Raw genomic sequence first — 22878 nt, forward strand, 5'->3', positions numbered from 1 at the left:
GTATTAGTTTCGTTTCGCTTTGAAATAATTCAACAAAGGTTTGATGTAATCTTCATCATTTCTGATGGATAAACTTCCGGCATTATTTTTTTTGAATATGGCATGAAATCGACGATCCAATTCTGCAAAATAGTAGGCATATTGCTGGCGAACTTCGGGCGATGAGGTGTTCACCATGCGTATTTCGCCTGTTTCGTTGTCTTGTAAATGCAACATGCCCACATCTGGGAAAGTACCCTCTTTTTCGTCATAGATGCGTATCCCAGTAACATCGTGTTTTTTAGCTAAAATTCGAAAATTTTTTTCGTAATCCGAAGCGTCAATATAATCAGAAAAAATGAAGACGTTGCTTCTGCGTTTTGTTTTTTTCAGAAATTCTTCTAACGATTGTTGCAAATTAGTGCCTTTGTTTTGCGCTTCTGTCGCAATCAATTCTCGAATGATGCGCAAAACGTGTTGTTTTCCCTTTTTGGGTGGGATAAATTTTTCGATACGATCTGTATATAGAACCAAACTGACCCGATCGTTGTAGGTGATGGCAGAAAAAGCGAGTGTAGCACACAGCTCGGCAATGGTTTCTATTTTGGTTTGTTTGCGTGTGCCATAATATTCAGATGCAGAAATATCGACCATGAGATAGAGGGTTTGTTCGCGTTCTTCTTCGAAAACTTTTACAAAAACTTCATCATATCTTGCGGTTTTGTTCCAATCTATATTCCGAACATCATCGCCGTATTGATAGGGTCTAATTTCCGAAAAAATCATACCTCTTCCTTTGAACGAACTGTTGTATTCGCCCATGAAAAGATCAGACGCTTTTCGACGACTTTTGATCTCAATACGTTTTACACGTTTGATGATTTCATTTGCATCCATGCTGTTTTATGGAACCGGAATTATATTCAGTATAGTATCGATGATTTCTTCTGGTGTCACATTTTCGGCTTCGGCTTCGTAAGTGATGCCTATTCTATGACGCAAAACGTCTTTTGCAACAGCTCGTACATCGTCTGGTATTACAAAGGCTCTACGTCTGAGGTAAGCGTAAACTTTGGCTGCTTGTGCCAAGTTGATGGATCCGCGTGGCGATGATCCGTACGAAATCATCGAATTCATTTTTGTCAAGCCTACATTATCGGGAAATCGTGTTGCAAACACAATTTCGAGTATATATTTTTCGATTTTCTCATCCATGTACACTTTTTTCACCATTTCGCGAGCTTCTAAAATTTCTTGCAAACTGATGACTTTGTTTACCGACGGAAAAGTTTGATTGATGGCATGACGTAAAATCATTTGTTCGGCTTGTAAAGACGGATACGAAATTACCGTTTTCATCATAAAACGATCCATCTGAGCTTCTGGTAGAGGATAAGTCCCTTCTTGCTCCACTGGATTTTGGGTTGCCAAAACCAAAAACGGATGATCCAGCGAATAGGTTTCGTCGCCAATTGTCACTTGTTTTTCTTGCATGGCTTCTAACAAAGCCGATTGTACTTTTGCTGGTGAGCGATTGATTTCATCGGCGAGAACGAAATTGGCAAAAATTGGTCCTTTTTTTATCGTAAAATCATTTTCTTTTACATTGTAAATCAAGGTTCCAACCACATCGGCTGGTAAGAGATCGGGTGTAAACTGTATACGAGAAAAGCTGCCATCTACGGCATCTGCCAAGGTTTTGATCGCCAGTGTTTTTGCCAAACCAGGCACTCCCTCCAAGAGAATATGACCATTACCCAAAAGTCCGATCAACAAACTTTCGATCATTTTTTCTTGTCCAATAATGGTTGTGTTGATTTCGCTAGCAAGTCGATGGATGATTTCGCTTTTCGCCTCTATCAGCTGGTTAAGTTCTTGTATTTCCAATTCGAGTATCGTTAATTAAGGTTAGGTCAAATTTCTTTAAAAATTTCATCCAATTGCAACAATATCAACTAAATCTTTATTGACGTTTTGTTAAACTTTGTTAAAGATCATTTCGATCGAATTTTCCTACTCTTTTTCGGGTTTCTGAGGGATTCATTCTAATGATTCTGAATGATTTAACATTTTTTATCATTTCTTACCGTTGCAATGGTATATTAGTTGTAAAGTTAAGGTATAATCAAATGAAATAAAAATGAAAAAAATAATCACCTTAGTAGCAATCGCCATGGCGTTGAGTGTTTCGGCTCAAACAGAAAGAGCGCACAGACAAGACATTAATCCGCGGATGACGCAAGAGCAATTCATGCAAAAATTTGATGGATTGGATATTGATGAGCAACAACGCCAAAAGTTGGTTGAGCTTTATCAGAAAAAACAAGCTGAGCGTGAAGATTTTAGAAAAAATAGAGCAGAAATGAGTAAAAATCAGGTGTTTGATGCCAAGGCTGCAGAAAGAAAAACTAAAATTGAAGCTAAGAAATCGAACGAAATTCAAGAAATTTTAACGCCAACGCAATACGAAATTTTTTGCAGAAAAAGCAGATGAGTAGATCGGTAAAAGCTACAAAATAAAAAAAGAGCTCGGTTGAGCTCTTTTTTTATTTCAATATGGCGGCCACGCCTGGCAATTCTTTTCCTTCCAAACTTTCGAGCATAGCTCCGCCTCCCGTCGAGACATAGCTTACTTTGTCTTCGTAACCAAACGATTTTACAAAAGCCACCGAATCGCCGCCACCAACCAACGAAAAAGCTCCGTTTTTGGTTGCCTCGGCAATCGAATCGCCTAGCGCAATTGTACCTTTCGAGAAATTTTGCATTTCGAATACACCCAGTGGTCCATTCCACAAAATGGTCTTCGATTTGTTGATGACTTCATCAAAGATTTTAGCTGTTTCGGGTCCTACATCCATTCCCATCCAATCATCTGGTATCTGGTCTACTGCCACAATTTGTGTAGCAGCATCGTTGCTGAAAGCGTCTGCAATTATGTTATCTACAGGCAGATAAACTTTTACATTGTTTTTTTCGCAAGCGGCTAATATTTCGTTTGCCAAATCCAATTTGTCGTCTTCTACCAGAGAATTTCCGATTTTACCTCCTTTGGCTTTTACAAAAGTATAGGTCATTCCACCGCCAATGATCAGGTTGTCGATAACGGGTAAAATATGGTCGATAATGGTGATTTTAGACGAAACTTTTGCGCCACCAAGAATTGCTGTAATAGGATGTTGTCCAGTTTTCAACACTTTGTCGATGGCTTCTAATTCTTGTTTCATCAAATAACCAAATGCTTTATTTTCTGGAAAATAATGGGCTACAATTGCTGTTGAGGCATGCGCACGGTGAGCTGTACCAAATGCATCGTTTACATAAATATCACCGTAAGAAGCCAATTGTTTTGCAAATTCTACATCGCCTTTTTCTTCTTCTTCATGAAAACGCACATTTTCTAACAACAAAATATCACCAGCTTGCAATGCTTTCACTTTTTCTTTGGCGTCTTCGCCAATCACATCCGATGCAAATTGTACTTTTTTACCCAAAATTTCTTCTATTTTGTACACAATATGCTTCAAAGAAAAGGTGTCGTTGAATTTGCCTTTTGGTCTTCCAAGATGACTCATCAGAATTATACTTCCACCGTTGTTCAAGATTTTTTCGATGGTCGGTTTTGCTGCTACAATTCGGGTATCGTCTGTCACCTTGAGGTTTTCGTCTTGTGGAACATTGAAGTCTACACGAATCAAGGCTTTTTTTCCTTCGAAGTTGAAATCATCAATTGTTTTCATTTGGTTTTGCTTTTCTAGTTTGTTTTTATGTGTAACAAAAATAACCAAAGATTTTCAGTCTGCAGGAATTAATTTTAGGAGTTATCAACCGTGAATATAGTTTAATAAGTATTTAATTTTTAAAATTTTTAAAAAAAGAATATATATTACCCTTATTAAGCCTGTTGATATGTTGATAACTGGAGAAGTGATATAATTATGAAGCTTTATCAACAGTTTGTAAAAAAAATATTTTGTTTGGTATGAGCAGGTTAACATGGTTATCAACATTTGTTAAAATCGTGATTTTATGTTGGATTGTGAATGAAGGCGTTGTTTATTTTTGTGGAGATGTGTGTGTAAAGTTTTTGTTACGAATTGAAATTTTCTTCTTGCAAAATTCAAATACTTATCTATCTGAAAATATTTTTCGATTTTCAAAATTTATTGTTCCTCAACTTATCAATTTTCATGGGTTAATTATTAACAATATTTTCAAAATATAAAGGTGTTGATTCAGAATAGAATACCTATTTTTGAAAAAAATAGCTGTTAAAAACTATAAAATGATGAAAATTGCAATTGGCGCAGATCATGCTGGATTCGAATTGAAAGAAAAAATTAAAGATTTATTAACATCAAAAAATATTGAGTATAAAGATTTTGGAACGTTTTCAACAGCTAGTGTTGATTATCCAGATTTTGCTCATCCTACGGCTTTGGCTGTTGAAAACAAAGAATACACTTTCGGAATTCTTATCTGCGGAAGCGCACAAGGAGTAACCATGACCGCAAACAAACACCAAGGTGTACGTGCTGCGCTTTGTTGGATGACCGATATTGCAAAATTGGCAAGACAACATAATGATGCCAATATGCTTACCTTACCCGCTCGATTTATTGCCAAAGATTATGCATTCGAAATTGTAGAAATTTTTATCAATACTCCATTCGAAGGAGGAAGACATCAAAACAGAGTCGATAAAATATCTTGCAGCTAAAAGAATTTTTATAAAATTCGAATTTTATTTTAGATCGAGCAGTCTTATCGGTTACCTTTGTATGGTAAAATAGCGATTTTGTGAATGGCTCAATTTTAGCTGTGCTACTTTTGCTGTTGGTTTTATGATTTACTTTTGATATAATCAAAAAAAAAACAGCAGTTTATTCAACTATAATTTAGAATATGTCGAAAAAGAAAAAATTCAAAAATAATTCTAATCACCAAAACAAGCTTCAGAAATTTTCTAAACAAATCATAGAAGTCTTGTTCAAAAATCCAAATAAACCGCTCAATTACAAACAAATAGCTTCTGCGTTGAAATTGGAAAATAGAATTGATAGAGAAATTCTTATCAAAAACCTCTACATTTTGGCAAAGGAAAAAAAAATTGTAGAATCTGAAAAAGGAAAATACAAACTGAACAATGTAGAGCGAGATTATGTTTTGGGTACGATAGACATTACCCAAAGCGGAAGCGCTTATGTTTTGGTCGAAGGATCGGAGAAGGACATCTACGTACCGAAAGGCAAAACCAAAAATGCCATGCAAGGCGATAAAGTTCGTCTGTATCTATTTCCGCCAAAACCGCACAGTAGGAGAGAAGGCGAAGTAGTCGAAATCGTACAGCGACTAAAGACCCAATACACGGGCATCTACGAAGAACACAAAACAGGCACTTACGGCTTTGTCGCGATGCAAGGTGGAAATTCTAAAGATTTCTACATCCCAAAAGGTAAATCTATGAACGCCAAAAATGGCGATAAAGTAGTAGTCGAACTGATCGATTGGCCAGAAAACGACGATTCGCCAATAGGTTATGTACGAGAAGTTTTGGGTAATCCTAAAGATTCTAATGTAGAAATGCACGCCATATTGCTAGAATACGGTTTACCAGAAGATTTCCCAGCAGAAGTTATAGCAGAAGCCAACAATATCGATACACGCATCGATGAAGCAGAGGCAAGCAAACGTCGCGATATGCGAGCGGTAACCACATTTACCATAGATCCAAAAGATGCAAAAGATTTTGATGATGCCCTGTCGATACAAAAATTAGAAAACGGAAATTGGGAAATCGGTGTTCACATTGCCGATGTTACCCACTATGTACGTCCGGGGATGTTGATCGATCAAGAAGCATACAAACGCGCTACATCGGTGTATTTGGTAGACCGTGTGGTGCCAATGTTGCCCGAAATTTTGAGTAACGTTGCCTGTTCGCTACGTCCAAATGAAGATAAATTTACCTTTTCTGCTGTTTTCGAAATGAACGATCAAGCCAAAGTTATCAAATCATGGTTTGGTAGAACGGTTACCCATTCCAATCGTCGTTTTACGTATGACGAAGCTCAGGTCATCATAGAAGGAGCAGAGGGTGACTTCAAAGAAGAAATATTAGCGCTCGATCGTTTGGCGAAAAAATTACGTCGCAATAGATTGAAAGAAGGCGCTATTAATTTCGATAAAATAGAAGTGAAATTCGATTTAGATGAAAACCATAATCCAACGGGAGTATACTTCAAAATCAGTAAAGATGCCAATCATTTGATCGAGGAATTCATGTTGCTTTGCAACCGAAAAGTGTCAGAATTTGTGAGTTTAGAAAATGGAAAAGAATCCAACAAAACGTATATCTATCGTATACACGATGATCCCGATTCTGATAAACTGATCGATCTGAAAAATTTGGTTTGGCAATTTGGTTATGACCTCGAATTGGGTGATCGTAAGAAAACCATCAAATCACTGAACAAACTTTTGGCTGATGTAAAAGGTAAACCCGAAGAAAATATGGTCGAAACTTTGGCAATGCGTTCGATGTCGAAAGCTAAATATTCTACCGACAACATTGGGCACTATGGTTTGGCATTCGATTATTATACCCATTTTACATCGCCTATTCGTCGTTATCCCGATATGTTGGCGCATCGTTTGTTGCAAGATTATTTAGACAAAAAGAGTTCTCCAGCTCAGACAATCTACGAAGACAAATGCTTGCACTGCTCAGCTCGAGAGAAGTTGGCTTCAGAAGCCGAACGAGAATCGATCAAATTCATGCAAGTAAAATACATGCTGCCATTTGTTGGCGAGACTTTCGAAGGTTTTATCTCGGGTGTGCAGGAGTATGGCATTTTTGTAGAGTTGCCTTTGACTAGAAGCGAAGGCTTGATTCGAACACGCAACATCGAGGGTGATTATTATTATTTTGATGAAAAAAATCATGCTTTGGTCGGTCGTAGCACAGGAAACAAGCTTCAGCTAGGCGATCGGGTTACAGTAAGATTAAGATCTGCCGATTTGCTCAAGAAACAATTAGACTTTGATTTATTAGTTGATTAGAATTTCATAACTTGCAAGCCTTTAGGTTATGGAATTAGTCTTATCAGCAATATTAATCGGAATTATTTTAAGTCTATTTTTAATAGGACCTGTCTTTTTCTTGTTGGTCGATACCAGCCTCAACAAAGGTTGGCGTTCGGCGGTTGTACTCGATTTGGGAGTAATTACTGCAGATGTTTTGTGCATTGCCGCTGCCTATTTCGGATCCAAGGATTTCACCGATTACGTTGCCACGCACCCCAAATATTACCAAATTTACATCATCGCAGGTTTCTTTGTGGTGGTCTATGGTTTTTTTATGTATTTTTCCAAGCCAGTATTGCATTTGAGCGATGAAGCAGGAGTGATTAGTCGCAATTATTTGCGCACGTTTTTCAACGGATTTGTGATGAATTTGTTGAATGTCGGGGTAATTGTTTTTTGGTTTGTTATCGTTTCTTCCATTATCCTCAAATATCCAGATCCATCGCATTTTATGCTCTATATGGGTATAGTATTAGGAACATTTTTTAGCATAGACCTCATCAAAATTTTCTTAGCAGCCAAACTCAAATCCCGAATTACCGATCAGAAAGTCTTCGTGATCAGAAAAATCGTTGGGATCTGTTTGCTGATTTTCGGAATCATCATCGGTTTGAAAGGCTTTGGATTCTTCCAAGGAATTGATAAGAAAATCGAAAATAAATTGAATATCGAGCAGAATCTCTAAAGGCTTTAATTTGATTTAGATTCTAAATGTTTTTTTACTGGCTAAGCTTCGATTTTAGCCCTGATTTTCTCAAAAACATCATTCGCCTCAAGATGCTGAAAATAATCGAAATTCTTGAATTTTTTCGGGTCTTTACCATAGATACTCGTCGGTCGAATCGTTAAACCATCATCTTGTATCACATCTTCCATCGACTGCCCATAACCCAAAAATCCAGCGTAAGGATGAGTGCCGCCCCAAATCGATATTACCCGCGTTCCCATCAACGATGCCAAATGCATATTGGCACTATCCATAGAAATAATCACCTCCAATTTGGCGATATACACCAATTCTTCATGAAAGGTCATTTTACCTGCCAATGATTTGATGTTGGCGTGTTTTTTTTCCCATTTATGAAGAATTCCAGCTTCTATTTTTCCGCCTCCAAACAGCAAGACTTTATAGCCAGCTTCGGCAAACTTGATGGCGATGCTTTTCATTTTCTTTAAATCATACGTTTTGCTCTTGAATTTTGCAAAAGGAGCAATGCCAATCGTTTTTGGAATTTTGTTGGGACTCGGATACAATTGGTGCGATAAGTTGAGCGTATAGCCCAATTCTCGAAATACGTCGGCATATCGCTCGGTCATGTGTTTCAGAGGTTTCAGAACTTTGTTTTGTTGCGAGACCAAGGCTTTTTTTTCTGCACGACCTTTGTCTAAAACAGCAATTTTTTTTCCAGAAAATTGAAAAAATTTACACAAGATTTTGCTCCGAAGAACATGATGACAATCTGCAACTGCCGAGAAATGATACTTGTGCAAACGTCTGTATAAGCGGTAGAGACCAAGAAGTCCTTTGTATTCATCATCCAAATCAACTGGGATAAAATGAATGTTTTCGATTTGGTTGAAAATGGCTTTCATGCCTGGCCTAGAAGCGACGTAGATCGAAATTTCATTGGAATGTTGTTTTTTCAACTCATCGAGTACAGGTGCCAGCATTGCCACATCTCCCAAAGCAGAAAATCGAAGCACCAAGATTCTCTTTTTGTTTTTCATACCTATTGATTTGCTTTTGCCTGAAAGGCAATCGCATAAAACTTAAATTGTTTTATCATGGCCAATAAACCATTGGCGCGGGTAGGCGATAAAAATTCTTGCAAACCTATCTCGCCAATGAAGTCGGTGTTCGCATTTACAATGTCTATAGGTTTTTGATTGTTGTAGATTCGCAACAGTAAGGCAGCAATACCTTTGGGTAAAATCGCATTGCTATCGACGGTGAACTGAATTTTATCGCCATCGAATTTTGCATCCAACCAAACAGAAGATTGGCAACCTTTGATGAGTTTATCATCTGTTTTTTCATCTTCTGGCATCGACGGCAAATCTTTACCCAATTCGATGAGGTATTCGTATCGTTGTTCCCAATCGTCGAAGAATGAAAACTCATCTATTATTTCTTGTTGAATTTCTTCTATTTTCATACAACAAAGTTAAGAAGATTTCTTTGATTTGGGTTGAGTTATTGCATTTGTCTTGTACATTTGTATAAACACTTTTCGAATGAAAATTTTAGCAATAGATACCAATCATCCCACATTGGTCAATGATCTACGCGATGCAGGTTTTACGGTAGACGAAGATTATGTAAATTCTAAAGAAAGAATTGAGGCTAAAATAGAGCAATACGATGGTTTGATTATTCGTTCCAGATTCCCGATTGATCGGAATTTTTTAGAAAAAGCATCAAAACTGAAATTCATTGGTAGAGTAGGAGCGGGTCTAGAAAATATCGACCAAGCCTACGCTGCAGAACGCAATATACAATTGTTCAATTCGCCAGAAGGTAACCGCGATGCTGTTGGTGAGCATGCTGTAGGAATGTTGCTGATGTTGATGCATCATTTGCGTAGAGCCGATTTAGAAGTGCGCAACGGCATTTGGCGTCGTGAAGAGAATAGAGGCGATGAGTTGTACGGGAAGACGGTTGGGATTATCGGTTATGGCAATATGGGAAATGCTTTTGCAAAACGTTTACAAGGTTTTGGGGTTGAGGTGATTTGTTACGATATTCTCGATGGCAAAGGAAATGAGTACGCTCGTCAAGTTGATTTGAATGAATTTTTTGAAAAGGTCGATGTCTTGAGTTTGCATACACCGCAAACACCGTTAACCACCAAAATGATCAACAAAAATTTTATTCATAATTTTCGTAAACCGTTTTATCTTGTCAATACCGCCCGCGGAAAAGCAGTTGTTACAAAAGATTTGATAAGTGCACTAGAAGAAGGTAAAATTATAGGTGCAGCTTTAGACGTTTTGGAGTTCGAAAAATCTTCTTTCGAGCATCTCAAACTCGACGATTTCCCAGACGATTTTCAGTATCTTATCCAATCAGATCGAGTGGTTTTGGCTCCGCATATTGCCGGTTGGACTCATCAATCCAAATACAAATTAGCTCGGTATATAGTCGATAAAATTCTAAAATGGCGCGAATTTTACGAGGCAGAATAACAGGTTTTTACTTTTATCTACATCATTTTATTTTGTTGGTCAAAGTTTGAACTTTGTATTCAATTGATCAATAATTATACTATATTCAGATAACCAAGCAGTTATGTTTTTTTATTCGTAGAAATATTCAAATTTTTGATATTATGTTAAATAGAAGAGATGCTATAAAAATTTCTGATGTTAAAGAGTTCGAAATTCAGGTGTCTGAAGGCTCAAAAATTTTACTGATTGAAGTACCTTTGTAGTCCTAGAAATTTTAGAACCTAAACGAGACATGAAACCGTTGAACCAACTGATTGATTATTTTGTAAAAAAATCGAGAGATAATAATCCGAAAGCAAAAGAATTCTTTTTGCAATCGATTCCGTTGTGGATTTCCTCCATTTTCATTGGTCTCATTTCTACCAGTTATGCCGCCTTGTTACATTTTGGTGAAGAAACCTTTTTGTATTTTTATCAACAAGACAGAGCATGGGTTTTTGCTTTAGCCCCAATTTTCTTTTTACTTTCTTATCTCACGGTTTTCAAATTCGGGAAGCATGCCAATGGCAGCGGAATTCCACAAGTGATGGCTGTTCTGAATATGAACAAAAGGTATTTCAAAGCCTACTCGGATCAGTTTCTGAGTTTACGCATCATTGTGGTAAAAATTGTGAGTAGTTTTTTTATGTCACTCGGCGGTGGGGTAGTGGGGAGAGAAGGTCCAACCATACAAATCGCTGCATCTGTGTTGCATTTTACCAATAAGATTTTACCCTCGTCTTGGCCAAAGATCAACGAAAAGTTGATGATCATTACTGGCGCTTCGGCGGGTTTGGCAGCAGCCTTTAATACGCCATTGGGTGGAATTGTTTTTGCGATTGAAGAGCTCACAAAAAATCATCTCAAATATTTAAGAACCACCATTTTTGCGGCAGTTATTATCGCCGGTTTCACGGCTCAAACCATTTTAGGACCTTATTTGATATTCGGTTATCCTAAGGTTGATGCCGAAGGAATTAAGATTTTTTTATTAATTCTCCTTACCTCGGTATTATGTGGGATCATTGGAACTTATTTTGGGCAATTGGTTTTTTTTGTCAATGATTTTAGACGAAAACTCAAACGAATCGTTCAATTTATTTTTGGATTTTTGATGGTGATGATTTTTTGTATCATCGTCTATTATACCAATGCCGATAGCGTTGGAGCAGGAAATTTTTTGTTGGATCGTTTGCTTTTCGAGACCGATAAAACGGTCGAATGGTACACCATTCCTGCAAGATTAATCAATGGTGTCATCTCGTTTGGCAACGGTGGTGCAGGCGGTGTTTTCGCTCCAGCCTTGAGTTTTGGCGGTACAATCGGTTCTTTTATTGGCGAAATTTTCAGCCTGAAACCTCGACAAATGAATATGTTGATCCTTATTGGCATGGTCGGATTTTTAACATCTTTCACCCGTTCACCTTTTACATCGGCCATCTTGGTATTAGAAATGACCGATAGGCATTCGGTAATCTTTTATTTTATGGTGGCGGCCTTGGTTTCTTACCTTATTGCCAACACCATAGACAAACGATCTTTTTATGAAAGAACTTCGAAAGCAATTTCAGACGCTTTGCCTAATTTGGAAGAAGATAAATCGAAAAAATCTTCGGATATTCGTGTATAATTAGTTAATACAACAGCCTATGAAAAGATTAATCATTGCAATAATTATCGCAATCACTTTTGTTCAATGTAAAAAAGATCAACCGACCATCGATAGTCAGACCGAAATCACGTTCAACACTTCATTTGACGAAATTTCGAAGACATTGCCTAGCTTACAACAAGAAAAGTTTAAAGAAGCCTTGTTTTTACTTTTCGAATACGACACCAAACAAGCTACAGTTGAAGCCCGATGGGCGCAAGTAAGACGATTGTTGGACGGCAAGAATGCAGAAGAAATTTTTACCATGGCAGAGCAAGTTGCTCAAGAAAATGGTATTTCTTGGAATCGAAATCAGGCGCCTTATCCTGGCGGGATTCCAAAAATGGAAAAAACCGAAGCCTTGGCAACTCAAGAGCATGTGGGTCTTGCGCTGGATCTATCCAATGTTCCGAATGGTGTGAAAATTTATCCAAGTTTGATCGATGCGAATGGGCAGACCATCAACAATATGGATGAATTGGTCGCAACGGTTGATGTGTTGAGCGATAATGTATTAATTCATACTCAAAAATTTTCTATCCCACCTCAATCATTCGATTTGATGAGTGCTTTTGACGGTTTTGTGCTGAGCTATGATAAGCTCGATCAACATAAAATCACCTCGAATATGTTGGATATTTTAGTTAGAATACCGCATCCTAACCGATATTTAACCTTGCGAAAAAGAATTAGAATTTCGGATCAATATGTTAAAGAAACCAAAGCTGAGGCTAATGATTCTATTGCTGTTCAGGAAAATGTAGTGGTAGCTAAGACGAATCCTATCGCAACAAAATTTGTTCAGAATATTGTGAATGGCAATTTATCTGGCGCTTATGCTTTGTCTAAAATCGACAAATATGATTCATACAATGATTTTGCCAACGCCGATGCGATAAAAAAATTAGCTAAAGCTAAAATCAATTCGAATGTGATTACCCAAAGTAATGAGAATAGGGTAGAGGTGAACGCGAACATCAGCAATACAGAAGGCGTGTCGCACGATTACAGCATTGTTGTAGAAAAAATAGACAACCGATGGTACGTAACCAGATTTCAATAAAAAAAGGAGCTTAAAAGGCTCCTTTTTTAGTTTATGATGATGGCGTCTTATTGACCTGCTTCTTTTTTAGCGTCTTCGATCATTTTAGCGTTTGCGGTAATGGCAATCTCTACACGACGGTTTTGAGCTTGTCCAGCTTTGGTAGAGTTGTCCGCGATTGGTTCGCTAAGACCAACACCTTTGTATTGTAAACGAGATGCACTTATCCCTTTTGTTTTTAAATAATCTACCACAGACTTTGCGCGTTTTTCAGATAACGGTAAATTGTAAGCTTGTGAACCTACATTATCGGTATGGCCTACAACCATTAAATCTGTATCGGGATATTCTTTGAAGACTTTGACCAATTTGCCTAAGTTTGATTTTGCAACCGAGGTCAAAGCGGAAGAATTGTATTCGAATGTTACTCTTGAATTCTCGTCCAAAATCAAGTTGATTCCTTCTTCGGTACGTACAACTTCTGCACCTGGCAAAACTTGTTCAATTTTTTCGGCTTGCTTGTCCATTTTCTGACCAATCAAGATTCCGGCTCCACCACCTACAGCAGCTCCGATTACAGCTCCCAAAGCAGTGTTACCACCTTTGCCTACGTTGTTTCCTAAGACACCTCCGATTACACCTCCAGCAACTGTTCCGATTGCCGCACCTCTTTGGGTATTGTTTGTATTTTTTACTGCCTCACATGATGAGAAAAGGAATGTACCTCCTAATAACAATGCAATACCTGATTTTTTAATATTTTTCATAGTTGAAATTTTTTATCTGCTTAAATTATATACAATATTTATTATTTTTCCTTCGAAAGGAACATCTTGCACCAAAGTCATATTAGAATCTGTTACACTTTGTAGGCGCATTTTATATCCTGTCAAAACGTTTTTCGCTTTATCGTTGTTGACACGTTTGAAGTTGAAATATTTTGATGCTCCATCATCGCTCACCGTCCATTTGATTGCGTTTGTGCCAGAAGGACAAGTTCCGCCACCGACCAAGGTATAGGTTCCCGAGTTGTTGTTTTGTACCAAATTCCATTGGCTTCCGATGTAACATTCGTATGGTGCTTCGTCAAATACTTTTGCATTTACTTTTCCGGTTGTTCCTTGTATCGAAACATTGGTCACTGTCCAACTTCCGCGCATTTGCGTTTCGGTATTGATGATATCTTTTTTGACATTGGTGGAAGCGCAAGATGAGATCAAACTCATAGCGACTAAACTCGATAATAATATTCCTTTTTTCATAGTAATTTATTTTTGATCCTTTTTTATCATATAGATTAAAGATGAAAATTGTTTCGTTTTTTTGGCTTTATAATTCGAAATTAAACCTAGATATACACCACGTAAAAATGCGAATTGATTCTTTTGGTATTTCTCAGACAATATTCCAACATACAAGCTGTCGAAGTATTGTGGGTATATAATTTCAATTTTCATACCAAAAAAAGAAACATAGCGTTTCATACTCTCTGGATCGAAGTGCCATAGATGTCTCGGAACATCGTAAGCAGCCCAATATTTACCATAAAATTTGGCGTCGTAACTATTGTGATTGGGTAGGGCAACAACCAAAATGCCGTCTGGCGTAAGATGATCGATCAGCGATTGAAAGATTTCGTCTCGATTGGGAATATGCTCTAGCACGTGCCATAGCGTGATGACATCGTATTGCTGTTTGCGTTGGATGATGGATTCGTTTGTGACCAAATTGCCGAGTTTTCGACGAGCAATTTCCAGTGCTGTGGCGTTGGGTTCGAAGCCTTCTACCTCAAATCCTTTTTGTTTCATGTAGGCTAGAAAATCGCCAACCCCACAACCGTAGTCCAAAATCTTTTTTCCAGTTGCGTGTCGTTCAACTACTTTGTATTTGGCTTTCAGATTTGCTGATTTTGCTAATTGATATAATTTTTCGAATACGCTCTTTTTTCCGTCGGTATGAGAAATATATTTTTCACTTTCGTAATATTTTCCAAAATCCGAAGGAATAGGTTGGGTGCAAAGCATCCCATGTGTTGGGTCTTCTTTTAACTCGAATTCTTCTTGCGTTAAGAAATAGTCTTTTACTTTCAATTTAGTGAAATTATCTTCCCATATGAATTAATAGCACGCTGATATCGGCTGGTGAAACTCCCGAAATTCTCGAGGCTTGAGCCACTGTTTCTGGTCGTATACTCGATAATTTTTGTCGAGCTTCTATCGTCATCGAACCCATTTTCAGGTAATCGATGTCTTTGGGTATTTTCAAGTTTTCTAAACGAGTGAGTTTATCTGCATTGTTTTTTTCTTTTTTGATATAACCCTTGTATTTGATCTGAATTTCGACTTGTTCCAACTCTTCTTCTGTGAGGTCGTGCTCTGCGAGGTATTGTTCAACCTTTGGCAAGTTATAAAAATCGTTCAGTTTCAGTTCTGGTCTTGCAACCACCGTGGCGATTTTGTTGGTTTGTTTCAATGGATTTCCTTCGCGTTCTTGTATCGTTGTGTTGATTTCTTCAGGCGTTACCGATTCGTTTTCTATATAGGTAAGAAATTCATTTGCTCGACGATATTTCTCTTCCATATTTCTCAATCGTTCTTCTGATGCGAGTCCAAGCTCGTAACTTTTACGCGTCAGGCGTTCATCGGCATTATCTTGTCTGAGCAAGATTCTATACTCTGCACGCGAGGTAAACATACGGTAAGGCTCTTCTGTACCTTTGGTGATGAGATCATCGATAAGAACGCCGATATAAGCCTCGTTGCGTTGTAAGACGAAAGGTTCTCGTTGCTGAATTTTCAAGGCTGCATTTATCCCTGCCATTAATCCTTGCGAAGCTGCTTCTTCGTAACCCGTTGTTCCGTTGATTTGTCCAGCAAAAAATAGATTATCGATCAATTTTGTTTCTAAAGTATGTTTTAGTTGGGTAGGAGGGAAGTAATCGTACTCGATTGCATAACCTGGTCTAAAGAATTTTGCATGTTCAAACCCTGGGATAGCTCTCAATGCTTTTGCTTGCACCTCTTCTGGCAACGAAGTCGAGAACCCATTGATGTAATATTCTATGGTATTCCAGCCTTCGGGTTCTGCAAAAATCTGATGTCGCTCTTTATCGGCAAATCGGTTGATTTTATCTTCGATCGAAGGGCAATATCTCGGTCCGATGCTTTGGATGGTTCCATTGAACATCGGCGATCTATCAAATCCTTCTTTCAGCAAATTGTGTACTTCTTGATTTGTATACGAGATCCAACAACTTCTTTGTTTGGTTAATTTTGGTGTATCGGTGTAAGAAAATTTTCTCGGGTTTTCGTCACCGGCTTGTTCGCTCATTTTACTGAAATCTAATGATCGCCCGTCTATTCTTGGAGGTGTTCCCGTTTTCATTCTACCTGCAACAAAACCTAATTCTACCAATTGTTCTGTGAGTCCGAATGCTGCACTTTCGCCCATTCTTCCTCCTCCAAATTGTTTTTCACCAATGTGGATCAATCCGTTCAAAAATGTTCCATTGGTCAAAATCACCGCTTTGGCTCTGATTGGTATTCCGATGTTGGTAACGACTCCAACCACATTGTTTTGTTCGACGATCAGGTTGCGCACCATGTCTTGATAGAAATCGACATTTGGAGTGTTTTCTAATGCCAATCGCCATTCTTCTGCAAACCTCATTCGGTCCGATTGTGCTCTTGGGCTCCACATAGCTGGACCTTTCGAGAGGTTCAACATTTTGAATTGAATCATGGTTTTATCGGTGATAATTCCTGAATATCCTCCAAGCGCATCGATTTCGCGTACGATTTGTCCTTTGGCAATTCCGCCCATTGCAGGGTTGCAAGACATTTGTGCAATAGATTGCAGATTCATGGTTACCAAAAGTGTTTGGCATCCCATATTGGCTGCGGCGGCGGCTGCTTCTGCGCCCGCGTGTCCACCTCCGACAACTATTACATCATATTGTGATTGAAATATCATTTTATTTTCTTTGTTAAATGCTTGTTATTTAAGTGTTTTTGGTGATTGTTCCACGTGAAACAATTTTAATTAATCAGCTCTAACCGTGAAAGGTAAAAGTCTTCCATTTTGGTCATTTCTTGTTTTTCGTCTTCTTCTTTGTCTTTGTATCCAGCAAAGTGCAAAATGCCATGAATCATGACTCGAGCTAATTCGTTTTCGAACGAAACCTGATGAGTTTTGGCATTGTCTATAATGCGCGTAATGCTGATAAAAATATCTCCGTTGAGCTCGTATTCGTCAGAATTATCGAAACCAATAACATCGGTATAATAATCGTGGTCGAGGTATTGCCGGTTGATGTTCAGCAGGTAATCGTCGTCACAAAAAATATAGTTGAGTTCTCCAATGGTTTTGCCTTCGTTTTTCATACTGTCGATAATCCAATCGATCAAGTTGTTGGCTTGTTTTATTTCGAAGTCTGTCTCGTAAAAAAATTCTATCATTGTCTTAAAACCAAAATCCTAAACTTACATTAAATAATCCTTTGTTGGTTTGGGGCGAATAAGCCCAGTAACCGTTGATTGGTCCCAATGGACTGTCGTACCCATACGAAATTCCGTAACCGCTGTATTGGTATTTCAAGAAATTTATATCATCGAGTTGTTGTTCTACATTGGCGACATTGGCAAACAGATTCAGGTAATGATTGCGTAATATTTTAGCTTGCAAACCAACACCAGCAGTAAACATATTATCACCCACAACCGACCCAAAAGGTAGTCCGTAAAACTTTGTATAATTAATGAAACTCTGTTCTACATAACCGCCTAAGGTGTATTTCTGAACGTTTGAAATTTTATCGTTGAAAAAGGTTCCAAAGTTAGCAGTAAATCTGAAACTTAAGAAATTATTGATGGGTAAATTTGTCTCCACTCTCGTTTTGAGCTGTGTGTGATTTTCGAACTCTTCTGCGTCAGAATCTACAAAATAAGCAAACATCGCTTCGAGTTTTGTTCCTGTTTGGGCATAATTCGGGTTGTTGCGATTGTCAACTGTAAAATAAGCATAGGCTTTATAGAAGTTCGCATCTTCTTTTCGCTTGAAAAAACTGCTTTGTTCGTCAATATAATTTCGGGTAGAAAAGTTGAGGTATTGATGTTCTAGCCCCACACCCATTGCATATTTTTCGCGCAGGGTCGATTGCATATAGACTCTATTCACGTAGTTTTTGAAATCATAATTAACCTCTGTATTGTCGGTTTCGGAAATCGGAATTCCGTAATCGAAGTTGTGCATAAAGGCGCTAATTCCAAAACTCGGCAGGTAACCATTGTCTATAAAAAAATTGATATTGTATCGAAAAAAATCACCAAAAACGAAATCGGTCGAGAGGTTGGTATTTTTGAACAAGAAGTTTTTTGAGGTGAAATTCACCAGCAAACCCGTCTTGAAAAGATCGTCGTAATGAAGACCAAATTTCAAAAACTGACGGTTACGATTTTCGGTAAACGCCAAAGATAAATTGTAGTGGTCGTCTTTGTCTTTTTCTATCCGATACGTAATGTTCGAGAAATTTCCTGTTGCGTACAACTGATTCACCCCAGTCAGAATGCGCTCGTAATTCAACAATTCTGGCGGTTTTATACCGAATCGAGCTTTGATATAAGCATCGGTAAACTTTTCTAATCCGCTTGTTTTTACATCGCGTATCAAGATGTAATCGTTGTTGTAAATACTGTTTCGTTTGTTGTCTGTTGCATTTTGCAGTTTTGCAATCTCTATCAGCTCTTCAAATTTTTCTTCTCCCGCTTCGATTCCTTTCTGATAAATGGGCATAAACTCCGAAAAACTCGTAACGGTATATTGCGAAATGTCAGGTCTAATGATAAGATCGGCAAGTTTTTTTTGCTCCGTAGAGTTTTTTACAATATTGAACGAGATAATTTGTTGGATGATATCTACCGCCGAATTCACGAGTTCTTTTGGTCGTAATTCTCCTTCTTCTACATCTACACCTATTATATAATCGGCACCCATTTTTTTCATTTCATCTGCTGGAAAATTGTTGAGAACCCCGCCATCAATATATACTCGATTGTTGATTTCTACGGGTTTTATAAGCGAAGGATAAGCCGCGCTTGCTAGTATCACTTGTGGCAAATAGCCTGATCGAAAAACTTTTGCTTCTCCCGTTTCGATATCGGTTGCAACACAAAAGAAAGGAGTAGGAAGCTTGTTGAAATCCTCTGTCTGATGAACATTTCTTAGCAGATACGAAAGCAAATCTAATGGTCCTTGTCCCGAAGAAATCGCTTGCGGAATTCTAATTTTGAAATTGTTGAACGGAAGCTCGAGAATGTATTTCTCCTGAAAAGTTTTATTGAAAAAAGGAATGTCTTTTCGATTCTTGTCATTGGTGAGCACATTGTTAACATCGAGGTTGTTGATGATTTGCATCATATCATCGGGCGTATAACCAGCGGCGTACAGTCCTCCGATCACCGCACCCATACTTGTACCACCGATATAATCGATTTTCACTCCTGCTTCTTCAATTTTTTTTAATGCTCCAATGTGTGCATAACCTTTTGCACCGCCACCACTCAGTACTACACCAACCTTCTTTTTTTGCTGAGCATAAGTCGTGAATGGAAGCGTAAAAGCGAGAATTGCAATAAGAAACTTTACCATTTCACTATAGAATTTGCGAATAAAGATACTACGGAAAACGAAAAGCTTGGCGTTGATTTTCAGATTTAAGAAAAAATTATTCTTTGTAATAGATTCGTTGCACACGCGTAGAAATCGACGTCAAAACTTCGTAAGGAATCGTTTGTAACCAGTTTGCATACTGCGATAAGGAAGGATTTTCGCCAAAGATAATGACTTCGTCTCCTTCTTTGCAATCGATATCCGTTACATCAACCATCATCATATCCATACAAATCGTGCCAACTACCGTCGCCAAATGCCCATGGATGTTGACCTTGGAATTTCCGTTGCCTAAGGTTCTTCGAATTCCGTCTGCATAGCCAACGGGCAAAGTTGCAATACGAGCATGCCGTTTTGCCTGGTATCGTCGTCCGTAGCTTACCGATTCTCCTGCCTCGATTTCATTGATTTGCGAAATCACGGTTTTGAATTGTACCGTTGGTTTCAATCGGTTCATAAAATCTTTGTATTCACTGTAACCGTACATTCCGATGCCTAATCGAACCATGTCGTACTGATGCTCTGGATAGGCAACGATGCCCGGCGAATTTAGGACGTGCTTGATGGGGCGGTACGCCATCTGCTCTACAAAATAATCGTACGATTTATTGAACACCGCTATTTGTTGGCGTACAAAGTCTTGTTCTTCTGGCATATCTGCCGTTGCCAAATGACTGAAAATCGAGCGTACATATACGAGATTGGTGCTTTTCAACAAAGCGATAATTTCATCTAATTGTTCGGGCTTGAATCCTAACCGATTCATCCCAGTTTCTATTTTCAGATGAATGGGATAAGGTTCGGATATCTGTTTTTCTTGTAATTTTTGTAAAAATAATTTCAGGACTCGCACCGTATAAATTTCAGGTTCTAGCGCATAATTGATTACCGTAGAGTAGGAATGTTGCTCGGGATTCATGACTACAATCGGAGTCAAAATTCCGGCTTTTCGCAATTCTTTTCCTTCATCTGCAATGGCAACGCCCAAGTAATCTACATTGAGTTGTTGCAAAGCATTGGCAATTTCGAAACTTCCTGTACCATAACTATTTGCCTTTACCATGCACATGAGTTTGGTCGATGGCTTCAGAAGAGATCGATAGGTTTGGATGTTGTGGCGAAGGTTTTCGAGGTTGATTTCCAGAACGGTGTCATGGGTTCTTTTTTCGAGCTGTTCCGATATTTTTTCCAATTCAAACTTTCGAGAACCTTTCAACAAGATGACCTCGTGGTCTACATTCTCTTGTCTCAGTTGCGCTATGAAATCGGCTGTTGTGGCATAGGCTCTTACGTAAGATTTGAACAAGTTTTGGTAATTCGAAATTTTCTCACCAATCAAAACTATCTCTGCGAAATGATACGAGTTTACTAAGTTCGCCGTGAGGTTATACAATTCATCATCATTCAGTTGCGATTGCAAAATGTCGGTCAGCACCAGTACTTTACGTTCTCGCGCTTGTTGAGCCAAGGTGTCTAGAGCATTTTTCAGGGAGACGAGGTCGCTGTTGAAACTGTCGTTGATGATGATGCTATTATTCACGCCCTCTTTTATCTCCAAACGCATTTCTATTGGCAAAAGCTCTCCAAATCTTGCAATATAATTTTCTAAGTTTAAGTTTAAGGAAATGATTGTAGCACAGCAGATTAATGCATTTTGTACCGAAGCAAAATCAGAAAAAGGAATAATTATGTTAAATAGTTTCCCGCTGTATTGGAGTTCGATCGAAGCTTTGCCATGAAATAGCTGATAGTCGAGCAGTTGAATGCTGGCATTGGCAGACCGCCCGAAGGTTATTTTTGATTTTTGTTGAAAAATTTCGTTTTCCGCAATCAAGCCTGTTACAATTTCATCATCGGCATCGAAAATGATTTTTTCTGCTTGTGCCAACAAAATGAGTTTTTCTTGGGCTAGGGAAGTGGTATTGATAAAGTTTTCTGAATGAGCCGATCCGATGTTGGAAAGAATCGCAATTGCGGGCTGAATGATTTCGGCGAGGGTTTGCATTTCTCCTTGCTCGGAAATTCCGGCTTCGAAAATTCCCAGCTCTTGGTTTTCATCCATCAACAAAACCGAAATCGGGACGCCCAATTGTGAGTTGTAACTTTTGGGACTGCGAACGATTTTAAAATCTTCCCACAACAATTGATACAACCATTCTTTAATCACGGTTTTACCGTTGCTTCCGGTAATTCCGATCACAGGATAATGAAATTGTTGTCGGTGATGTTTTGCCATAGTCTGAATCGCTTTCAGGCTGTCGTCGACCACGATATAGTTGGCAGCTGCAAAGCTATTTGTAGGCATTTCGGATACCAAGAAATTCCGAATACCTTTGTTATAGGCGTCTTCTAGGTACATTAGACCCGATTTTTGTATTCCTTGCAAAGCAATGAAGAGTCCGTGCGTTGGAATCACAATGGTTCGCGTATCGAAATAATATTCTTCTATTTCAACCTGTGGATTCCCCAGAAGTCGACCTTCAACAAGTTCAGCTATTTGTTGAAGAGTGTAATTGGTTTTGGTTTTCATTTTCTATTTCTTCCCAAAAAGCTTGTCTACTCAATGGTTCATATTCTGATACTTCGCCCAACTCAACCAATTTATCGCTTTTTATTTTTCGGTGCGAATAATGAGCCAAGTTACCTGTTTTTACGCAAATTGCGTGAACTTTGGTTACATATTCTGCTGTCGCCATCAGGTAAGGCATGGGACCAAAAGGGCGACCTTTGAAGTCCATATCGAGACCAGCAATGATGACTCTTTTACCCTGATTCGCCAATTGATTGGCTACTTCTACAATCCCATTGTCGAAGAACTGTGCTTCGTCGATACCTACCACATCACAATCGTCGGCAAGGATCAAGATATTGGCAGAAGATTCTACTGGTGTACTCGAAATGGAGTTTTTGTTGTGCGATACCACTTCGGATTCGTCGTAGCGTGTATCGATGGCAGGTTTGAATATTTCGGTTTTCTGTTTGGCAAATTGAGCGCGTTTCAAGCGACGAATAAGTTCCTCTGTCTTACCCGAAAACATAGATCCACAGATGATTTCTATCCAACCAGCGTGTTGATGATGATTTACGGTATTCTCGAGAAACATGTATTTATTCAATTTGATATGGTGTGTAAAGTTAAGGAATAAAACAATGAATAATTATTTTTATTAAAAACGAAAGTTTGAATAATTACTTAAATCTTTGATTATCTTTACGCATAATTTTTTCTACTATTGTATAAATATCAGAA

21 protein-coding genes are annotated in these 22878 nt (G+C 38.3%); 8 read left to right on the plus strand and 13 right to left on the minus strand.

Going from position 1 to position 22878, the window contains the following annotated elements:
• Positions 1 to 3 precede the first annotated feature (3 nt).
• Positions 4 to 876, minus strand: a complete 873-nt coding sequence (locus tag BN8061_RS03805) for a DUF58 domain-containing protein (RefSeq protein WP_068596647.1) — start codon at positions 874 to 876, stop codon at positions 4 to 6.
• 6 nt (positions 877 to 882) lie between these two features.
• Positions 883 to 1866: an AAA family ATPase gene (locus BN8061_RS03810; protein ID WP_068596648.1), complete on the minus strand. Its 984-nt coding sequence runs from the start codon at positions 1864 to 1866 to the stop codon at positions 883 to 885.
• 253 nt (positions 1867 to 2119) lie between these two features.
• On the opposite strand from BN8061_RS03810, the gene BN8061_RS03815 reads away from it, so the two are divergent.
• Positions 2120 to 2473, plus strand: coding sequence for a Spy/CpxP family protein refolding chaperone (locus tag BN8061_RS03815; protein ID WP_068596650.1), 354 nt, complete (start codon positions 2120 to 2122; stop codon positions 2471 to 2473).
• Between the two features lie 52 nt (positions 2474 to 2525).
• On the opposite strand, the gene BN8061_RS03820 is transcribed toward BN8061_RS03815, so the two are convergent.
• Complete coding sequence (locus BN8061_RS03820; protein WP_068596652.1) at positions 2526 to 3716, minus strand: phosphoglycerate kinase; 1191 nt, start codon at positions 3714 to 3716, stop codon at positions 2526 to 2528.
• Positions 3717 to 4261: 545 nt separating this feature from the next.
• Between BN8061_RS03820 and rpiB the strand changes: the two genes are divergently transcribed.
• The 3 genes from rpiB to BN8061_RS03835 all read left to right on the plus strand — a co-directional run bounded on the left by rpiB (position 4262) and on the right by BN8061_RS03835 (position 7747).
• The gene (gene rpiB / locus BN8061_RS03825) at positions 4262 to 4696 is read left to right on the plus strand and encodes a ribose 5-phosphate isomerase B (protein ID WP_068596653.1); all 435 of its coding nucleotides are present in this window, start codon (positions 4262 to 4264) and stop codon (positions 4694 to 4696) included.
• A gap of 185 nt (positions 4697 to 4881) precedes the next feature.
• Positions 4882 to 7038, plus strand: a complete 2157-nt coding sequence (gene rnr / locus BN8061_RS03830; protein ID WP_068596655.1) for a ribonuclease R — start codon at positions 4882 to 4884, stop codon at positions 7036 to 7038.
• A 28-nt stretch (positions 7039 to 7066) separates the two neighbouring features.
• Positions 7067 to 7747, plus strand: coding sequence for a LysE family translocator (locus tag BN8061_RS03835; protein ID WP_068596657.1), 681 nt, complete (start codon positions 7067 to 7069; stop codon positions 7745 to 7747).
• Between the two features lie 41 nt (positions 7748 to 7788).
• Here the strand turns inward: BN8061_RS03835 and BN8061_RS03840 are convergent, their stop codons facing one another.
• Both BN8061_RS03840 and BN8061_RS03845 read right to left on the minus strand, forming a co-directional pair.
• Complete coding sequence (locus BN8061_RS03840) at positions 7789 to 8790, minus strand: glycosyltransferase family 9 protein (protein ID WP_068596659.1); 1002 nt, start codon at positions 8788 to 8790, stop codon at positions 7789 to 7791.
• Positions 8791 to 8792: 2 nt separating this feature from the next.
• Complete coding sequence (locus BN8061_RS03845) at positions 8793 to 9218, minus strand: SufE family protein (protein WP_068596661.1); 426 nt, start codon at positions 9216 to 9218, stop codon at positions 8793 to 8795.
• A gap of 79 nt (positions 9219 to 9297) precedes the next feature.
• Here BN8061_RS03845 and BN8061_RS03850 point away from each other — a divergent pair, with 79 nt between their 5' ends.
• From BN8061_RS03850 to BN8061_RS03860, 4 genes are all read left to right on the plus strand, one after another.
• Positions 9298 to 10248, plus strand: coding sequence for a 2-hydroxyacid dehydrogenase (locus BN8061_RS03850; RefSeq protein ID WP_068596663.1), 951 nt, complete (start codon positions 9298 to 9300; stop codon positions 10246 to 10248).
• A 125-nt stretch (positions 10249 to 10373) separates the two neighbouring features.
• Complete coding sequence (locus BN8061_RS11965; protein ID WP_394330296.1) at positions 10374 to 10493, plus strand: pirin family protein; 120 nt, start codon at positions 10374 to 10376, stop codon at positions 10491 to 10493.
• 29 nt (positions 10494 to 10522) lie between these two features.
• Positions 10523 to 11899 carry a chloride channel protein gene (locus tag BN8061_RS03855; protein ID WP_094745847.1) on the plus strand — a complete coding sequence of 459 codons (1377 nt, stop codon included), beginning with the start codon at positions 10523 to 10525 and terminating at the stop codon, positions 11897 to 11899.
• 19 nt (positions 11900 to 11918) lie between these two features.
• Complete coding sequence (locus BN8061_RS03860) at positions 11919 to 12983, plus strand: hypothetical protein (RefSeq protein WP_068596664.1); 1065 nt, start codon at positions 11919 to 11921, stop codon at positions 12981 to 12983.
• 47 nt (positions 12984 to 13030) lie between these two features.
• On the opposite strand, the gene BN8061_RS03865 is transcribed toward BN8061_RS03860, so the two are convergent.
• The 8 genes from BN8061_RS03865 to BN8061_RS03900 form a co-directional block, all read right to left on the minus strand.
• Positions 13031 to 13729, minus strand: a complete 699-nt coding sequence (locus tag BN8061_RS03865) for a YiaD family glycine zipper/OmpA-like lipoprotein (protein WP_068596666.1) — start codon at positions 13727 to 13729, stop codon at positions 13031 to 13033.
• A gap of 12 nt (positions 13730 to 13741) precedes the next feature.
• On the minus strand, positions 13742 to 14224 hold the full coding sequence (locus BN8061_RS03870; protein WP_154662245.1) for a hypothetical protein: 483 nt from the start codon (positions 14222 to 14224) through the stop codon (positions 13742 to 13744).
• A 6-nt stretch (positions 14225 to 14230) separates the two neighbouring features.
• A complete protein-coding gene (locus BN8061_RS03875; protein ID WP_068596669.1) occupies positions 14231 to 15052 on the minus strand; it encodes a class I SAM-dependent methyltransferase in 822 nt (273 codons plus the stop codon).
• 10 nt (positions 15053 to 15062) lie between these two features.
• Positions 15063 to 16934: a tRNA uridine-5-carboxymethylaminomethyl(34) synthesis enzyme MnmG gene (gene mnmG, locus BN8061_RS03880; RefSeq protein WP_204207189.1), complete on the minus strand. Its 1872-nt coding sequence runs from the start codon at positions 16932 to 16934 to the stop codon at positions 15063 to 15065.
• Between the two features lie 65 nt (positions 16935 to 16999).
• Complete coding sequence (gene ybeY / locus BN8061_RS03885; RefSeq protein WP_068596671.1) at positions 17000 to 17419, minus strand: rRNA maturation RNase YbeY; 420 nt, start codon at positions 17417 to 17419, stop codon at positions 17000 to 17002.
• Positions 17420 to 17423: 4 nt separating this feature from the next.
• Positions 17424 to 19607 carry a patatin-like phospholipase family protein gene (locus BN8061_RS03890; protein ID WP_068597917.1) on the minus strand — a complete coding sequence of 728 codons (2184 nt, stop codon included), beginning with the start codon at positions 19605 to 19607 and terminating at the stop codon, positions 17424 to 17426.
• A gap of 76 nt (positions 19608 to 19683) precedes the next feature.
• Positions 19684 to 22158 (minus strand): bifunctional UDP-N-acetylmuramoyl-tripeptide:D-alanyl-D-alanine ligase/alanine racemase, encoded by a 2475-nt coding sequence (locus BN8061_RS03895; protein WP_068596673.1) that lies wholly within the window; start codon positions 22156 to 22158, stop codon positions 19684 to 19686.
• Positions 22118 to 22732: a thymidine kinase gene (locus BN8061_RS03900; protein WP_068596675.1), complete on the minus strand. Its 615-nt coding sequence runs from the start codon at positions 22730 to 22732 to the stop codon at positions 22118 to 22120. Before BN8061_RS03900 ends, BN8061_RS03895 begins: the two co-directional genes overlap by 41 nt.
• Between the last annotated feature and the right edge of the window lie 146 nt (positions 22733 to 22878).

The sequence above is a fragment of the Vaginella massiliensis genome (genome assembly GCF_900089075.1).
GTDB lineage: Bacteria > Bacteroidota > Bacteroidia > Flavobacteriales > Weeksellaceae > Weeksella > Weeksella massiliensis_A.

Coding starts and splice junctions, on each gene's coding strand:
- BN8061_RS03805 (WP_068596647.1), bottom strand. CDS start 876: ATGGATGCAAATGAAATCATCAAACGTGTAAAACGTATTGAGATCAAA.
- BN8061_RS03815 (WP_068596650.1), top strand. CDS start 2,120: ATGAAAAAAATAATCACCTTAGTAGCAATCGCCATGGCGTTGAGTGTT.
- BN8061_RS03820 (WP_068596652.1), bottom strand. CDS start 3,716: ATGAAAACAATTGATGATTTCAACTTCGAAGGAAAAAAAGCCTTGATT.
- rpiB (WP_068596653.1), top strand. CDS start 4,262: ATGATGAAAATTGCAATTGGCGCAGATCATGCTGGATTCGAATTGAAA.
- rnr (WP_068596655.1), top strand. CDS start 4,882: ATGTCGAAAAAGAAAAAATTCAAAAATAATTCTAATCACCAAAACAAG.
- BN8061_RS03835 (WP_068596657.1), top strand. CDS start 7,067: ATGGAATTAGTCTTATCAGCAATATTAATCGGAATTATTTTAAGTCTA.
- BN8061_RS03840 (WP_068596659.1), bottom strand. CDS start 8,790: ATGAAAAACAAAAAGAGAATCTTGGTGCTTCGATTTTCTGCTTTGGGA.
- BN8061_RS03845 (WP_068596661.1), bottom strand. CDS start 9,218: ATGAAAATAGAAGAAATTCAACAAGAAATAATAGATGAGTTTTCATTC.
- BN8061_RS03850 (WP_068596663.1), top strand. CDS start 9,298: ATGAAAATTTTAGCAATAGATACCAATCATCCCACATTGGTCAATGAT.
- BN8061_RS03855 (WP_094745847.1), top strand. CDS start 10,523: ATGAAACCGTTGAACCAACTGATTGATTATTTTGTAAAAAAATCGAGA.
- BN8061_RS03860 (WP_068596664.1), top strand. CDS start 11,919: ATGAAAAGATTAATCATTGCAATAATTATCGCAATCACTTTTGTTCAA.
- BN8061_RS03865 (WP_068596666.1), bottom strand. CDS start 13,729: ATGAAAAATATTAAAAAATCAGGTATTGCATTGTTATTAGGAGGTACA.
- BN8061_RS03870 (WP_154662245.1), bottom strand. CDS start 14,224: ATGAAAAAAGGAATATTATTATCGAGTTTAGTCGCTATGAGTTTGATC.
- mnmG (WP_204207189.1), bottom strand. CDS start 16,934: ATGATATTTCAATCACAATATGATGTAATAGTTGTCGGAGGTGGACAC.
- ybeY (WP_068596671.1), bottom strand. CDS start 17,419: ATGATAGAATTTTTTTACGAGACAGACTTCGAAATAAAACAAGCCAAC.
- BN8061_RS03890 (WP_068597917.1), bottom strand. CDS start 19,607: ATGGTAAAGTTTCTTATTGCAATTCTCGCTTTTACGCTTCCATTCACG.
- BN8061_RS03895 (WP_068596673.1), bottom strand. CDS start 22,158: ATGAAAACCAAAACCAATTACACTCTTCAACAAATAGCTGAACTTGTT.
- BN8061_RS03900 (WP_068596675.1), bottom strand. CDS start 22,732: ATGTTTCTCGAGAATACCGTAAATCATCATCAACACGCTGGTTGGATA.